18 protein-coding genes and 1 tRNA gene are annotated in these 15,746 nt (G+C 63.7%); all 19 read left to right on the top strand.

Going from position 1 to position 15,746, the window contains the following annotated elements:
* Positions 1-2 precede the first annotated feature (2 nt).
* Positions 3-371, top strand: a complete 369-nt coding sequence (locus tag E1809_RS09125) for a hypothetical protein (RefSeq protein ID WP_133203923.1) — start codon at positions 3-5, stop codon at positions 369-371.
* A 274-nt stretch (positions 372-645) separates the two neighbouring features.
* Positions 646-1,215, top strand: a complete 570-nt coding sequence (locus tag E1809_RS09120; protein WP_133203922.1) for a recombinase family protein — start codon at positions 646-648, stop codon at positions 1,213-1,215.
* 601 nt (positions 1,216-1,816) lie between these two features.
* Positions 1,817-2,086 (top strand): hypothetical protein, encoded by a 270-nt coding sequence (locus tag E1809_RS09115; protein WP_133203921.1) that lies wholly within the window; start codon positions 1,817-1,819, stop codon positions 2,084-2,086.
* 3 nt (positions 2,087-2,089) lie between these two features.
* Positions 2,090-2,160 (top strand) — tRNA-Cys (locus tag E1809_RS09110).
* A gap of 110 nt (positions 2,161-2,270) precedes the next feature.
* Entirely contained in the window at positions 2,271-3,791 is a 1,521-nt protein-coding gene (locus E1809_RS09105) for a terminase large subunit domain-containing protein (protein WP_133203920.1), read from the top strand.
* A complete protein-coding gene (locus E1809_RS09100) occupies positions 3,788-4,081 on the top strand; it encodes a hypothetical protein (protein WP_133203919.1) in 294 nt (97 codons plus the stop codon). The genes E1809_RS09105 and E1809_RS09100 overlap by 4 nt, the downstream gene beginning before the upstream one ends.
* Entirely contained in the window at positions 4,078-4,485 is a 408-nt protein-coding gene (locus E1809_RS09095) for a hypothetical protein (protein WP_133203918.1), read from the top strand. Before E1809_RS09100 ends, E1809_RS09095 begins: the two co-directional genes overlap by 4 nt.
* Before the next feature lie 15 nt (positions 4,486-4,500).
* Positions 4,501-6,357 carry a phage portal family protein gene (locus E1809_RS09090; RefSeq protein ID WP_133203917.1) on the top strand — a complete coding sequence of 619 codons (1,857 nt, stop codon included), beginning with the start codon at positions 4,501-4,503 and terminating at the stop codon, positions 6,355-6,357.
* Positions 6,354-7,304 (top strand): hypothetical protein, encoded by a 951-nt coding sequence (locus E1809_RS09085; protein ID WP_133203916.1) that lies wholly within the window; start codon positions 6,354-6,356, stop codon positions 7,302-7,304. The genes E1809_RS09090 and E1809_RS09085 overlap by 4 nt, the downstream gene beginning before the upstream one ends.
* Positions 7,301-7,930, top strand: coding sequence for a terminase large subunit domain-containing protein (locus E1809_RS09080; RefSeq protein ID WP_133203915.1), 630 nt, complete (start codon positions 7,301-7,303; stop codon positions 7,928-7,930). Before E1809_RS09085 ends, E1809_RS09080 begins: the two co-directional genes overlap by 4 nt.
* A 73-nt stretch (positions 7,931-8,003) precedes the next feature.
* Positions 8,004-8,528 (top strand): hypothetical protein, encoded by a 525-nt coding sequence (locus tag E1809_RS09075; protein WP_133203914.1) that lies wholly within the window; start codon positions 8,004-8,006, stop codon positions 8,526-8,528.
* Between the two features lie 7 nt (positions 8,529-8,535).
* Positions 8,536-8,841 carry a hypothetical protein gene (locus E1809_RS09070; RefSeq protein ID WP_133203913.1) on the top strand — a complete coding sequence of 102 codons (306 nt, stop codon included), beginning with the start codon at positions 8,536-8,538 and terminating at the stop codon, positions 8,839-8,841.
* Positions 8,842-8,844: 3 nt separating this feature from the next.
* Entirely contained in the window at positions 8,845-9,456 is a 612-nt protein-coding gene (locus E1809_RS09065) for an HAD family hydrolase (RefSeq protein ID WP_133203912.1), read from the top strand.
* Positions 9,457-9,573: 117 nt separating this feature from the next.
* On the top strand, positions 9,574-11,499 hold the full coding sequence (locus E1809_RS09060) for a zinc ribbon domain-containing protein (RefSeq protein WP_133203911.1): 1,926 nt from the start codon (positions 9,574-9,576) through the stop codon (positions 11,497-11,499).
* Between the two features lie 30 nt (positions 11,500-11,529).
* Entirely contained in the window at positions 11,530-13,323 is a 1,794-nt protein-coding gene (locus tag E1809_RS09055) for a hypothetical protein (RefSeq protein ID WP_133203910.1), read from the top strand.
* Positions 13,324-13,362: 39 nt separating this feature from the next.
* Positions 13,363-13,692, top strand: coding sequence for a hypothetical protein (locus E1809_RS09050; RefSeq protein WP_133203909.1), 330 nt, complete (start codon positions 13,363-13,365; stop codon positions 13,690-13,692).
* Positions 13,689-14,141 (top strand): hypothetical protein, encoded by a 453-nt coding sequence (locus E1809_RS09045; RefSeq protein ID WP_133203908.1) that lies wholly within the window; start codon positions 13,689-13,691, stop codon positions 14,139-14,141. The genes E1809_RS09050 and E1809_RS09045 overlap by 4 nt, the downstream gene beginning before the upstream one ends.
* Positions 14,142-14,285: 144 nt before the next feature.
* The gene (locus tag E1809_RS09040; RefSeq protein WP_133203907.1) at positions 14,286-14,807 is read left to right on the top strand and encodes a hypothetical protein; all 522 of its coding nucleotides are present in this window, start codon (positions 14,286-14,288) and stop codon (positions 14,805-14,807) included.
* Positions 14,808-14,809: 2 nt separating this feature from the next.
* Positions 14,810-15,733, top strand: a complete 924-nt coding sequence (locus tag E1809_RS09035) for a hypothetical protein (protein WP_133203906.1) — start codon at positions 14,810-14,812, stop codon at positions 15,731-15,733.
* Positions 15,734-15,746: the final 13 nt, after the last annotated feature.

The raw sequence follows: 15,746 nt of genomic DNA, 5'->3' as shown, positions 1-15,746 counted from the left end.
CCATGGAAATGTCAACCATCCACATGGAAAAAGCCATCGTGGCCGCCGCAACCGGTGAAAGCGTCCTGATCCTCGGCCAAACACAGCGCACAGCCGAAAGGATCGCCCGCGACATCGAAGACACCATGGGAAGCCTCCTGGCCTACAAGATCAACCGATCCAACGGAAACACCCGGATCGACTTCCCGGACGGCGGAACCATCCGATTCCTCACGATCCGGTCAGAGCTCCGCGGCTACAGCTTCGACCGCGTATACGTCCCCGTAGACCTAGAACACGACGAACGCCTCAAGGAACGAATCTGGTGGACACTCCAAACCAGCAAAACAGGCGAAGTCACAGGCTACGGACACTCACGTACCAGAGACTGACTGAGACACCCCACTGGAGCACCCCAAGGGGCGAAAGCCCCGCCGGCACACCCCACGCACCGAAAAACCGAAAAACAAAAAAACGGGCAAAACCGGAACACACAGGACGTGAGCGGGCCGACCTGTTTTCCTGCTCAGGGCAGGCCCGGATTTCCCCGCGCGCGAAGAGCTGGAATGCGTGAAATAGACCCCTATTTGAATTGGGGTACTCCAGTGGCGTGTTTACAGGGGTTTTCCCCTAGTGGCGTACCTGAAATAGGGGTACCTTTAGTTCATGACTAAATGTGCCATATGGGTGAGGGTCTCCACTGAGGAGCAGAACACGGAAAATCAGCTCCTCATGTTGCGTCAATGGGCTGCCAGACGTGGTCTGGAGATAGTAGTGGAGCACCTGGTAGAGGACTCTGCATACAGCACTGCACGGGGCAAAGGGCAGGCCTTTGATACAGCACGTAAGGCCCTACTGCATGGTGCACACCTAGGCCACTACAGTGTGGTGCTGGTGTGGGCTCTTGACCGCCTCTCGCGCAGGGGCATGGAAGACACACTGTCTGTGCTGCGCCAGTTGGGTGAGTGTGACACTGAGATCTGGTCACACGAAGAAGCGTGGTTGAAGACAGGTGACCCTGCCATGCGTGAGCTGCTGGTCGGACTCGCGGCATGGATGGCTAAGCAGGAATCCCTGCGCCGGTCGGAACGGACCAAGGCTGGCATTGAACGCCGCAGGAAGGCCGGCCTGCCAGTTGGTGGCAGGAAGCCCGGCGCGAAGGACAGGAAGCCCGGTCAGAGGCCCCGTGAAGGGTATGTGGCTGAGCAGGAGCGCCGCAGGGCTGAGAAGCTCTAGCTGACCGGGGGGGTGGGTCGGTACATAGGGCGCTACAAAAACCCGTAGTAGCCCTCAGTCGTGTTTATCGCGCGCGCTGGTTGCGGGTTTTTCCTCCCTCTTTTTCTTTTTCACGCGTGCGGATTGCGGGGGGTCGGATGAAGCATCAATGGTCCCTCTTGGGTGGTGGGGGTGGCTGGGAAGTGTATGAGTGTTCCCGCTGTCGCCGTTCTGCGATCCCGTCGATCTTCGGGTTTTTGTGGCCGTGGCCTCGGTGTAAGTAATTTTTCGCGCTGCGCGCGCTGGACAGGAGGTCACTGTGGCGGGTTCTGCGAAGGGCGGGCATTCGAAGGATCCGGCGGAGCGTGCGGCGAAGAGGGCGCGGGCTGTTGCTGAGGGTCGGATGAGTGAGGCGCCGGCACATGCCCCGTTTGAGCCGGGGAATGTTGTGTCGGTGTCTTATGGGGCGCATTCGGATCGGATTGTGTCGTTGCGGGCTCAGGCCCGGTTGGATGCGTGTTTGGCGGATCCGGGGTTTCCGGAGCATGTGAAGCAGCCGTATGTGCGGGACACGTTGAAGTCGTGGTGTTGGGTGCGTTCCCGGATTGAGTTGTATTGGGAGATGTGCGAGCGGATGGGCCCGGATAAGGCTCTTGAGGAGCTTGCGACGGTTGATGAGCGGGTGAAGATCTTCGAGGGCGGGACGCGGCGGCGGTCGTCGGCGTCGAAGCGGATGTCCCCGGAGGATATGTTGCGCCGGTGGGAGGCTCACGCGTTGAACCTGGCGAACGCTCTGGGGTTGACGCCGTTGGCGTTGGCGAAGCTCGGCAAGGACATCGCGGCCGGTCAGCGGGATCTGGCGTCGTATTGGGCGGAGATCGAGAAGCAGTAATTTGGCGATATGGGTGAGTGGTTAGCCTGGTGCCTGCAAAGCACCCTAGGCCGGTTCGATTCCGGCTATCGCTTCTCACTCTTGGCTGTCTCCTGAGGGGATCCGCTAGTGAAGTCAGCTGGTACTGATTCCAGCCGGGAGGCGCCCGTTACAGCGCCGCATTCTCTAACCTGCCGGGAGGTTTGTGCCGACTCTCGAAGACGTCCGCGCCGCGAAGGATGATTTCGGCCTGTTCTGCTCCCTGGTTGGTAAGCCACGCACGGCGTGGCAGATCGACGCGATGGAGCTCCGGAAGCGGCAGACGGTTGTGGTGGCCCCGCGTCAGTGTGGCAAGTCGGAGTCTCTGAGCTTGAAGGCGGCCCATGCGGCGCTGCGGAAACCGAACCAGCTCGTGATGATCGTTTCGGCGTCGGAGACGGCGGCCATTCGTCTGCTGTACATGGTACGTGAGGCGTTCGATCACCCGCTGTTGAGCGGTTCCCTCGCGGAGGACCCGACGCAGACCCGGATTGTCCTGAAGAACGGTTCCCGGATCCTATCGGTGCCGGCGTCGGAGAAGAGCATCCGTGGCTGGTCGGTGGATTTGCTGATCGTGGATGAGTGCGCGTTCGTCGCCGACGACATCCTGCTCTCGGCTGCGTTGCCGACGACGACGGCCCGCCCTGACGCCCGGGTGGTGTTGGCTTCAACACCGTGGGGTGATGCGGGGGCGTTCTTCAACCTTGCGATGCAGGGCCTGTCCGGAACGGATGAGCACACCCGCACGTACCGGTGGAAGTTGCTGGATGCGCCGTGGATCCACCCGGCTGTGGTGGAGGCGGCCCGGAAGTCGTTGCCGCCGTTGCGGTTCCGTGCCGAGTATGAGGGCGAGTTCATCACTTCGGGTGACGCGTACTTCGACCGGTCCGACATTCTTGCCTGCACGGCGGATTACCCGTTGCGTGCTGACGGTGACCGAATGCCTGCTTCGTGTGGTCTTGACTGGGGCCGTCAGCAGGACGCGCATGCGATCGTTCTTGCCGGGGCCTTGTATGACTGGGGTGTGAACCCTCACCCTGTGGTGATTCTTCCGTGGGTGGAGACGTCGCGGCGCCCGTACGGTGCGCAGGTGTCCGAGGTTGAGAAGCTCGCGAAGTCGTGGATGCTGGACGTCCGGACGGAAACGAACGGTGTGGGGGCGTACCCGTCCGAGGAGCTCATGCGGCGTCTGGGTGGTTGGACGCGGGTTGTGCAGCAGGGTTCCAGCCAGAAGTCGAAAGAGGACTACTACGGCCGGTTGCATGTGCTCATGTCTGAGCGGGGCATTGTGATCCCTCAGCATGAGGAGTTGTTGCGGCAGTTGGGTGGGATCACGGCCACGACAACCCCGATGGGCGGTTTGCGGATCCAGGCGCGGCAGGAGTCGTTGCACGATGACATGCCGGACGCTTTGGCGTTGGCTGTGGGGCATCTTCCTTCGGAGTTGGAGCCGTGTCCGGTTTCGGAGCCTCCGGAGGGCATGCATTGGGTTGAGACCCCGGGCGGGATCCGGATCCCGGTCCCGGTGTTGACGCGTAACGCTGAGCCGGACTGGGGTGCCGTGTATTCGGGTGTTCCGGCGTCGGCCGCGGCGGTGGAGGCCCCGAACCCGTGGGCTGAGGTTTACGGGGTGAAGAAGTCCGGCGCCAGTGAGGCGCTCCGGAAGCTGAAGGAGCTGAGTCAATGAGCGATGATCAATGCCCTGACTGCGGGAAACCGTGGCATCGCTGCTTCTGCCCGGTCAGGCGGGTCAGCGATGGCCTGATTCCTCCGGTGTACGACAATGCGCCGTCATGGCACTACGTCCACCGAGACATTCGATTCACGGACGCTGAGCTCGCCGCCGAGGTTCACCGGGCCTCCGCCGAGGTGTACCGGGCCAAGGTCCACGGACTTAACCCGGATGGGTTAATTGACCGGTTCATGGTGTTGAGCCGGTTCGCATCCCTTCCGCATTTTGATGAGGTGCAGGAGTGAAACGCCGCCACACTCCGGACGAGCTGGCGGCGGCGCTGCGCGAGCGTTTCCCGGCCCCGTACTCGCTGTCGTTCCGGCAGGTCGCAGAAGCCGCTGTGGAGCTCATCGACCCGGGCCCCGAGCCCGTTCCTGAGCCTGACGGGGCGCTGACCCCGGAACAGGCCAAAGCCCTCCTGAAAGAGGAGGACAACGGCTACATGGGCACGAAGACCATCTTCGACAAAAGCAAGTGCCAGCACTGCGGCGGCCTTCACGCCCGCAAATGCCCTGCCGTGGCCGAGATCGAATACCACCCTGACGGCAAAGTGAGCCGCGTCGTGTACTTCCCCCACGGCTCATGGCCAGCGGATGAAGTGTTGTGGCTCGAAGACGTTGTGAAAGCGGCGGAAGCCGAAACTGATTGATGACCCAGGAGGCGTGTGGCTAAAGGCAACTCGGTAGCGGCTGCCATCCTCGCCGCAGGCGGTAAGAACCCGGGCTTGATGACTCAACTGGCGCAGCAGGGCCAGTTCGACGTGAACCAGCCGTACAACCCGCTCCCCCGTCCCGCGTCGGCGTTCACGCAGGGCCAGTTCGCTCCGGGTTCCCCGATGATCCCCATGGCGGTGGACGTCCCGGGAGAGTCGGAGCGGCCGGATCCGCGCCGGTCCCAGTACCCGGTCAACTGGAACCTTAACCACGGCACGCCCGGTTCTGAGGGCTTGAAGCTGGCACCGTTCGCGACACTGCGTTCCGCCGCTGACGTGTACTCGGTGGCCCGGTCCTGCGTTGACCACCGCACGAACGAGATCGTTTCCATGGGCTGGGACATTGTCCCAACCGCTGAGGCGACACAGGCGATGAAGGGTGACCCGGATCTTCGGGAGGACTGGGAGAAGCGCCGCCGTCAGGTGGTGGAGTTCTTCTCCTCCCCGGACTCGGACAAGGCCAAGTACCCGACGTTTGAATCCTGGCTGTCCGCGCTCCTCGAGGATCGTTTCGTGATCGACGCCGTGGCCATCCATCTGCGGCCGCCGCGGCGGCGTGGTGCTGGCCCGTTCGGGTCGAACCTTGCAGCGTTGGACATTCTGGACGGTGCGACCATCCGGCCATTGTTCGACCTTGCGGGCGCGACACCTTCGGGCAGTTCCGTGGCGTACCAGCAGTACCTGTGGGGTGTGCCCCGCGTGGATCTGATCTCGGTGCTCACGGGCGAAGACGTGGCGGACCTTGGCGATCCTGCCGTGGAGTTCCGTGGCGACCAGCTCATCTACCTGCGCGAGACCACCCGCACGATCTCCCCCTACGGGTTCTCGTGCGTGGAGAAAGCCATCCGGCCTATCACCATCGGCCTGTACAAGCAGATCTACCAAGAGGACTACTTCACGGAAGGCTCGATCCCGGCGCAGTACGTGATCGCCGGTGACGGGGTGGACACCCCGCAGCAGATCCGCATGCTTCAGGACGCCCTGAATGCCATGGCCGGGGATATCGCGGCGAAGCACCGGATCATTGTCCTGCCGAAGGGTTCACAGACGAAGGACCAGAAGCATTCCCCGCTGGCGGACCAGGGTGATGAGTGGATTATCTCCCAGGTCACGGGGCCGTTCGGCATGACTCCGATGGATCTTGGTGTGACGCCTCGCGTGTCTGCTGTTCAGTCGCCTTCGGAGTCGAAGCAGCTTTCCCAGATCAACACGGATAAGGGTTCGCAGAACCGTATCAAGCCGGTCACGGGGCAGTTGAAGGCCGAGTTGTTCGACTACGTGATCCAGCGCGTGTTCGGCCAGAAGGACATGGAATGGTTCTGGGGCATTCCCTCGGAGACGGATGCCGGGGCGGACATCATCGACACGCACGTCACGATGGTCAAGAACGGTCTCGAAGCGATCGATGAGGCCCGTGTGGCGGTCGGTAAGAACCCGTTCGGTCTTCCTGAGACGTCGGTCCCGGGCATCATCACGTCCACGGGGTATATGCCGTTGACGGTGGCTGTTCAGGCTGCTGTGGCGTCGGTCGCTGCGGCCGCCGGCGCCGCGGAACCAGCGCAGTTGGGTGATGAAGCTCCGGATAAGGCACCGAAAGATGAGGATGAGCCTCTGAAGGGCCCGAACCTGACCACCCCGGCCCATGATGCTGTGAGGGCGGCTGACGGCACCCCGCCGGCTGCGAAGGCTGTCACGGCGGAGTTGGAGAAGCTGGAACGGTTCCTGAGGAAAGGACGCCCGGTATCGGCGTTTTCCTCGGACATCCTGACCTCTGACGAGTTGGCGGAGGCTGAGCTCCCAAAAGCGTGACCGGCGCTGTGCATGCGGTGGCCCGGAAAGCGGGGGCACGGCTGAGGCAGCAGCGCCGGGAGGAGCAGCTTCACCCGGCCATGACGGCTGTCGCGGCCGGTCTGGGGCAGTTGGTGTATGACCACCGTCATCAGGGGTTGTCCACGGCTCAGTTCGTGGACCGGGGCACGTCGGTGATGGCGGGCGGGTATTCGTCGGCGATGGATGCCGGTTCTTCGGACGCTGCAGCGGACCATCCGGACACTCCTGTGGTTTCGTTCGGGTCTGAGGTCCGGCAGCGGGCTGAGGCCCAGCAGGGGTTCCTGATGGGGCTCATGAAATCGGTCATCACGGGCGTTTCCAGCGCGGCTCTGGCGAACCGTTTCGGGTTGTACGCGCAAACTCTTGTGGGGGCTTACAACTCGGCGTATGGGCAGACCGTTGTCGCGGCCAACCCGACTTACGAGATCGTGTGGGAGCTCGGCGCGACTGAGAAGCACTGCGCGCCGTGCTTGTCTCGTGCGGGCAAGGTGTTCACGATGCAGACCTTGCCTGGCTGGCCGGGCGACGGGACGTTCGGCGGGGTTGTTTGTTCCGGCGGTGCCCGGTGCGGGTGTTCGGTGTCGTTCCGTGAGGGCGGTGTTGAGGTGGCCCGTGCAGGGAACACGCAGCGGGAGAACGCGATGTCGCATTACGACCAGCAGAACGATGATGCGGCAGCGCGGCGTGACGCGGCTGAGCAGGCCAGGGCCGATTTCGTGTCAGGGCTGCCTAGCCGTATTGGTTCGGATGGTACGTCCACGCAGGGCCGGGCACTGGATCGTGACGCTATCCGGCAGGAACTTGCTGACGCGGCGAACGCCCGCGAGCGGGCCTCCGGCGGGTATCAGGGCGTCACGTACGAGCCGCGGGACATCCCGGCAGACGAAGTGGCACGGATCTTGAGGGAGAGAGGGAAGACGCTGTGAGTGAATTCGCTGCATTCTGCCTAGGAGCAGGCGCACCCCGGGCCGACTGGCAGGCCGAGTCCATGAGCCTGAAAGAAGTGGTGACTGTCATTGTCGCCCCGCGCCAGACGGGAAAGACCGAGACTGTCGAGCTTCTGGCGGCATGGGAAGCCCTGCGTATGCCAAACCTGACGGTCATGCTCGTATCGTCAAGCGATGGTCAGTCGGGCCGCTCTCAGAAAGCTGTCCGCCGGTTCTGCGATTGCCAAATTGCGGGCGAAGATTTCCATCGGACGGCGCTCATGAATGGCTCGCAAATCCTTTGCGTTCCACCGGAGCGGGCGTCCATCGTCGGATGGAGCGTAGATGTCCTGATCATCGATGACGCGGCTTTCATTGAGGAAGACATACTCAACTGTGCGCTCAAGACTACGGTCGGCGCCGATGCGAAGGTCGTCCTCATCTCCGCCCCATGGGAGGCCAAGGGGATATTCCACGAGTATGCCAAGATCCGCGCGATCCGCTGGGACATCACGGACGCGCCATGGATTGACCCCCGAACCGTCGAAGCGGCGCGCAGGGTCCTCCCCGAGGGCAGGTTCCGATCCGAGTACTTGGCCGAATTCCCGAAGGTTGCGGCGGCATGAGGGAATGGTTGATCGCGTTGCTTTACGCGATATCGATCCTGGCTTTCATCCTGCTCATCGCGGGGGTGCGGCCGTGACAGTCATTGTCCCCTACGTCGAGCCCTTCCTTGAATCGGAGACTGAGACGTGGGCCCGGGCGAACGGGGCGCTGATCTGCCTGCTGCTTCAGTCCGACTCAAGCCACTACTGGACGCTGCTGTCGATGATGTGGATGGCCAGTGCCGGGACCAGCCGGGACCCTGGGCTCAGTGAGCATGTCGGGAAGCCCCTGACCGTTGTGGAGCAGGACGTTGTCCCGGCCCGGGGTGTGGTTGAGGCCATGGAGGCCTGCCCGGAGCCGTGGTGCGCGTCCCCGTACCAGCTCGGCACGGGCGTGTGGCTGGATGAGGGCCTCGGGTGCACGAAGTTCTCCGCGAAGCTCATCGCTGACCACCCGGACCTCATGGAGGTTGTCGGGTGGATCGATGACGACGGGATGCCCGCAAGGGACTGGCACCGCCTGGACGTCCGGATCGCCCGGACGCTCCGGGATCTTGGTTACGCCCCGCACCGGCACCGCCGCTCCACTCATTTGCACGACTACTCGAAACGACCCTAAGGAAACCATGGAACCGAGCATCGGCCGTATCGTCCACTACACGCTGACCGAATCCGACGCCGCGCGGATCAACAAGCGCCGCGAAGACTTCATGGCGTTCGTGAAGGCGTCCAAGGAGTACCCCTCGGACGGCTACCAAGCCCACGTCGGCAACGCGGTGCGTGCGGGTGACGTTTACCCGGCCATCATCGTGCGTGTATGGGCGACGTCGGTGAACCTCCGCGTGATCCTGGACGGCACGGACGACTTCTGGGCGACTTCGATCAGTGAGGGCGAGGGCGAGCGTCACTGGTCCTGGCCGCCGCGGGTCTAGCCTGTGGACGCCGCTGACGTGTTCCTTTCCCGGGCATCGCGGCCCCTGATCGTGTGCGACATCGACGGGACGCTGAACCACTTCGCGGAGTCGATATGCTCGGCCCTGAATGCCCGTTTCGGGCTGTCCCTTGTGGCGGCGGAGGTCAACACCTACCGGATCGGGGAAACGCTCCCTCGCGAGCAGCAGGATTGGCTTGCAGCCCAGTTCTGTAAGGGCGTCTTCTACGCCAACGCGGTGGCTGACCCTTTGGCCATAGAGGCACTCCGGACCATCAAGGATTCCGGGCACAGGGTGTGTGTCGCGACGGACCGGCCCGAGTCGGTGCGGATCTCCACCGAGGCTTGGGTCCAGCGGAACGGGGTCCCCGCTGACAGCCTCAACGTCGGCCCGGGCAACAAGGAACGGCTACTTGCCGGGTGCGGCCCCGACAATCCCGGGCTACTGGTCGATGACTCTCCCGAAAAGTGGCTGACCGTACCCCGCGAAGGCGTCTCGGTCTGGTCCCCCCGACACCCGTACACACCCACCAACTGGCAGGACTACCAAGGCGTATGGGTATTCGATGACTGGGCGCAAGTCCTTGACCGACTCAGCATAGGAGTCCCCGCATGACCGAACAGCCCGCAGAGACCGGAATCGCCATTTATGACGCCGGAATTCCCGTCTGGCCTACCCCGAAAATCCCCCCATTCCCAAAAACCCAAACCAAAGACACCCACCAGGAGGCGTGTGGCATTCACGACTGACGGCGAATCCATCGCCATTTCCATTCCATTCACCAAATCAGAAGAAGCCGCTGACGGCTCCGTCTATGTTGAGGGCATCTGCACCGACGATGGCCTTGATCTCGACAGTCAAATTGTTGACAGGGACTTCGCAACCAAGGGCCTGACGGTCTGGTTTGAGGACTGGGGCAATTGCAGGCAAATGCACTCCTCGAACCTCGCGCCCGCTGGCAAGGCGGTCAAGATGGAGGTCCGCCCGGAGGGTATTTGGGTCCGCACTCATGTCGTGGAACCGACAGCTGTGAAGCTGGTGAAGGAGGGCGTCTACAAGGCGTACTCGGTTGGCATCTCGAAGCCGCGGATTATCCGTGACCCGGATGGTATCGCGAAGAACGGCCGCGTGGTGGACGGGATCTTCTCGGAAATCTCCCTTGTGGACTTCCCCGCGAACCCGCGTTCCCGTTTCGATCTGGCCAAGCGCGCCAGCTCTGGTGAGATCGAGGTCGTTGAGAAGGCCGTCGAAGTGGAGCTGACGAAGGCCGCCCCCACCCCCGCCGATGTGTTCGGCGACAAGGCGAGCGAAGGAGATTCTGTGCCTCAACCTGCTGAAGTTCCCGCTGCTGAGAAGGCGACTGACGCCGACACGGCGCCGGTTGAGCCTGAGGTGACCAAGGGTTCCCGCGACTGCACGAACTGCGGGGCAACGCACCACGCGGATTCCGCGGCGAAGTTCTGCGCTGACTGTGGTTCGAAGCTTCCCGGCAAGACGGAGAAGGCTGAGGAGCCGGAAGTGTCCAAAGCCGCCGACGCGAAGGAGCCTGACGGCGACGAGGACGGCGCGGACACTGACGGCGATGGTGACGGCAAGCCTGACGCCGACGACGACAAGGCTGAGAAGTCCGTGGTCCCGCTGCACGTCAAGCGCCTCCACGACGCCCTGTGCGCCGCGTTCCACGAGGAGGACGTACTGAACGTCCACCCGGTGGTAGCGAAGGGCCTTCCGGGGCTTGTGGAGCCGGCGGTGTGGGCCGCTGATGTCAGCAAGGCGATTGCCGCGGAGGACATCGCCGGCATGGTCCGTCTCTCCGAGGGCTACGGCTTGGCGCTCCAGCTCGCGAAGGCCGATGAGGCCGCGTGCGGCACGGCGATGGACGGGCTGAGGAAGTCCTTCGCGGACGCTTTCCCCGACGCCCACCCCACCCCGGGTGATGTGGAGCCGGGCAAGTTCAAGCGGCCTTACATCTCGGCGGGCCGGGTCAACCCGACTGCGGCGCCGGGGCAGCACCCTCGGATCCCGCTCGCCTCGCACGTCCCGACCCCGAAGGCCGCCGAAGCGGACCTTACCAAGGGTGTTGTGGAGGATCAGGCCGCCGACATCCTCAAGTCGTTCCACGATTTCATCGCGGACCAGCACGCTGACATGTGCCCCATGTTCCCGGAACCGGGTGTTCTCCCCACGCCTGCCCCGGCGACAACGGATGCGCTCGACACCCGCGCCACGGCGACGCCGCAGCCTGTCACGCCCCCGAACTACGGCGATGTCCGTAAGGGCCTTGGCCTGGCCGCTGAGGAGTCGCTGGACGACCGGATCACTTCCCTTCTCGGTAAAGCCATTGAGAAGGCACAGAAGCCCCTGCAGGATGAGAATTCGTCCCTGCGGGAAGAGGTTGAGACGCTCACTAAGCGGATCACTAGCCTCGAATCCGCTCCGGACCCGAGTGATCGGGCTTACCGGGGTGGAGCCCTCGCCGCTCTGCGGCCATCGGTGGAGAAGGGCGCTGCGGGCAGCGTCGATACCGAGGCAGCCGAGGCACTGAGGGCGATCATCCTCAAGGCGCGGCACCCCAGGAGTGATATCTCCGGTCCCGCCATGGACTCGCTCATCAAGGTCGTGGGGCCCAAGCGGGCCGCCGATCTCGTCTCTGATTGACAACCCCTTTCTCTACCCTATTGGAGGTATGTGACCCGTATTTCTGGAACCCTTGAGCTTGACAAGCTCGCCAACACCGAATCGAACACTGACGCCATTTCGAAGGCAATGACTGGCGTCGCGCCTGGCCAGTACGCCGACAAGACCACCGAGATGATCGGTGAGCTGACCAAGGGCCGCAAGGGCGGCTTCAGTGACGATCACGCCGTGGCTGCGGATACTTTCTTCCGCAAGGCCATCAAGAAGGGCTTCGAGGCCCCGGCGGAGGTCGCGAAGGGCCTGAACCCGATGTTCTCCGGCGCGATCGGTGCTGCGATGCAGACGCCGCAGTCGGCGGCGATGGGTCAGCTCGTTGGCCAGCTCGAACAGATCCTTGGTACCGAGCTTGGCAAGAACATCAGCCTCACCAGCCCGCTGGCTTCCGGTCTTGTGCCGTTCGATCTGGCGGCCCCGGCGAAGCTGATCTACCCGGTTCACTCCCCGCTGAGGAACCTTTTCCCCCGCGTTCCCGGTCAGGGCCTCTCGCACCGTGCGAAGGTCATCACGGCGGTGTCCGGTTCGGCCATGGGCGGTCTCGCGACCCCCGGCAACCGCATGTCCATTTCGGAGTTCCCCAACGGGGGCAGCTTCTCGCAGTGGCCGGGTAACCTCCCGGGTTCGGGCTCGCAGACCGCGATTGACCTGAACGTCCCGTACAAGTTCTTCGGCCTGTCCGAGAACGTCTCGTGGCTCTCCCAGTTCGCTGGTCAGGGCTTCGAGGACAACGCGGGACTCGCGTCGCTGATCCTGTTGCAGGAGATGATGATGCTGGAGGAGCGCGCGATCCTCTCCGCCACGGCGACTGCGCTCTCCACCCCGGCACAGGTGACCCTCACGGCCCGCTCCGCGAACTCTGGCGAGGTCGGCATCTCCGGTGTCACCACGAACGTGTACGTGCAGACCACCGCCGTGAACCTCTACGGCGAGACCCTCCCGTCCACGGTCGCCTCGGTGGCTGCGTCGAACGGGCAGGTCATCGACGTGACCCTCACGCAGGTGTCGGGCGGGTTCGCGTCGAACATCTACACCGGCACGGGCACGGCGGCACCCGCCAACTCGGGCATGCACCTGCAGACCGCCGGCGTCGGTGCGACGAAGTTCACCATCCAGGGCGCGCTTCCGACCACGGGCGCAACCCCGCCCACGGCCGACACCGGTACGTCGAGCGCGAACGACTACGAGGGTCTCGTCTCCACGGTCTCCGGGCACGCTGCGGGCGGTGTGTACCCCGCCGGGTACCAGGGCTCCTACGTGAACCAGGCAGTCGGTGACATTCTCTCGGTCAACACGGTCAACAACGCCTTGCAGGCGATGTACAACGGTGCCAGCGGTATCGGCGCTGACCCGGACTTCATCCTCACTGAGGCTGGCGACCAGATGCGTCTTGGCGCTTCGATTGCCAACGCGGGCACGGGCACGGCGGGTTACCGTCTTGAGGTTTCGCAGGATCAGGTTGACGGTGTGCGGGTCGGCACGAAGGTGCGCGAGTTCGTCAACCCGATCACGGGCAAGGTCATCGACATGCGGTCGCACCCGTACCTCGCGCAGGGCACGGCAATGCCGATCTCGCTGAAGCTGCCTCAGCCGCAGCAGAACATCAGCAACGTGTGGGAAAACGTCATGGTTCAGGACTACCTGTCCATCTCGTGGCCCGTCATCGACGTGACGTTCCGCTACAGCATGTTCATGTACGGCACTCTCTTCTGCCCGGCCGTTCAGTACAACGGCCTCATCCAGGGCATCCAGAAGACTGTGGCGTCCGGCACGACCGGAACCTACAGCTAGTCCCAAAGTCCACTGCCCCGACCTAAGCAGGCCGGGGCAGTGGCATCCAATCCTTCAGGAGATCCCTTGGACTTCTACGTCGATCGCAAGAACGGCGCCCCGATGCGTGAAGGCTGCTACGGCATCAAGGTCGGCAGCACCAATTACAACGCTGACAGCCATGGCCGCGTGACTGTGGACAACCCGGATCATGTGCGCCTCATCGAGCAGTCCGCCCGCGACGACGGCGGCCGGATCCAAAAGGCCACCGGCACCAGGATTACCCGGACCGCTTCAAAGCGGTGCGAGCCGTGCCGATTCACCGCCTACCGTTTTTCGACCGTCTGCCCGAAGTGCGGCGGCCCTCTCGAACTCAAAGGAGAATCATGACCGCCTACGCCGCTTCCAGTGTCACCGCTTTCGCCCCGGGCAATGTCCCGTGCAACGGGCACCTCAAGGGCGAGGACGATGAGCGTTTTATCATCGACTGCCCCGTTTGCGAGCCCTTGCTTGCGGGTGACCCGTTCTGGGCGACTTCCCTCGAGGAGGCCCCGCTGACGGGTCCTGAGATGCGCGAGGCGGAGCGGAAGAAAGCGCAGGGCTCGGCTGCCATGGCCGAGTTCTCGCAGGCTTTCATGGCGAACTTCATGTCCCAGCAGGCGGCGGCGTTCGCCGCGCAGCAGGCTGAAGCCGCGAAGGCCGCTGAGTCCGAGAAGGCCAAAGCTGAGGTAGAAGCTAACGCCGCCAAGGAGGACGCCGAAGCCGCTGCAAGGGCTGCCGCGCCGAAGCCCGCTCCGAAGTCTGCCCCGCGTTCCAAGGCCCGTGGGGCGTCCGCGTAGCGGGTGCCCACGCTGCGGGGGCCCTCAGAGACGCCCCCGCCCGCTGGTGGGCCAATGCTCGGATTGCAAGGAAATGGTCTGCCAGAAGCACGTCCAGTGGGTCGATGACCGTTGGGTGTGCACGAAATGCGCGAAGGGGACGCGATGAGCAACGCAAACATTCAGATGACTCCGGGAGGGGCGATATGTGTCATCCCTGGACCGTCCGAGCTGAAGCTCCTGCCGGCGGTGATGACGGACGGCGACGGGAACCTCATTGGCTCGGTTGACCAGGCTAATGGTACCGCCGCGGTCCTTGCGACCCAGATCGGCGGACCTGTGCAGATCGTTTACAGTGAGCCTCTGACGGCCCGTTCGTCCTCGGGTTACGTGGACACGCTCAAGTCGGGTCCTGCAGTGAGTGGCGCGCAGGAGATGTTCCTTGGCGTGAACGTCTCGGCGGCCTCGGGGTCGTTGGTTGTGACGCTTCAGCAGCAGGACGCCAACGGTGTCTGGCAGGTTGCCGCGTCCACGCCGGCGATCACGCAGACGGGCACTGTGGCGCTTTCCATCGGCACGGGCACGCAGAACCCGACGATGCTCAACGGTGGCCCGTACAGGCTCGTGTGGGCCATTTCCGGGGCGTCCCCTTCGTTCACTTTCCAGATGAGTTTGCAGGGGCGCTGATCATGACGAACATTGTGGGCCCGGGCGCCCCGTATATCACCCCGGCCATGCTGATTGCCGCGCCTACTGGTATTTCGTGGTCCACGATCCCGACCCCGCGCGCTAGCCCAGAACAGCAGCTCGCGGAGCAGCTGAACATTTGCATGCGCGCCACGGCAGCGGTGGACGATTATGTCTCGACTCCGCTGCGGGCCACCATTGACACGGAGACGCTGTTTGGTCCCGGTGACATGCGGTTCCAGATCCGGCCGAACGGTACGTGCTGGCTTGTCCTGTCCCGGCCCCCGGTTGTGTCAGTGCTGTCCGGCCAGTACTCGGCCTCGGCGTCGTTCCCCCCGGCATGGACGCCTCTCGATGCCAGCAAGTTCAAGGTTTACAAGCCCATCATGGGTTTGTACGGCACGAGCGTCCCCGGGACCACGGACACGGGCGGTCAGGCCGTCCTGATGGCCCCGGGCGTCGTTTCCGGTTCCCGCGGCTCCGTCGAAGTCCAGGTGACTTACATGAACGGGTGGCCGCATACGCAACTCATGGCGGCTGCGAACGTCGGTGACACCACCATTCAGATAGATGACGTGACTGGCTGGCTTGGCGCGTGCGGGACTATCCGCGACTCGGTGGGACAGGAAGCCGCCGTGGTCACAGCAGTGTCTCCTACGGTCACGGGTTCCCTGTCCGGGCCGGGAACGCTGACGCTCGCCGCACCGTTGGCGAACGCCCACCCCGTGGGGACGCTGTTCACAACCATCCCTGAGTCTGTGGTTTCGGCGGCGATCCTGTACGCCGTTTCAGAGGCTCTCGTGCGCGGCGCCACGGCGGTCTCAGCGCCGGGCGGTTCCGGTTCCTCCGGCGGCGGCTCGAAGTCCATTGACCAGTACACGTCCGAGGCGGAACTGAAGATCCACAGATTCCGGCCAACGTTGTGAGCTGGAAATCCCA

Origin of the sequence: Arthrobacter terricola, assembly GCF_004354015.1 — a bacterium.
GTDB lineage: Bacteria > Actinomycetota > Actinomycetes > Actinomycetales > Micrococcaceae > Arthrobacter > Arthrobacter terricola.
Note: the sequence above shows the minus strand (reverse complement) of the source record. Positions and strands in the feature narration are given on the sequence as shown.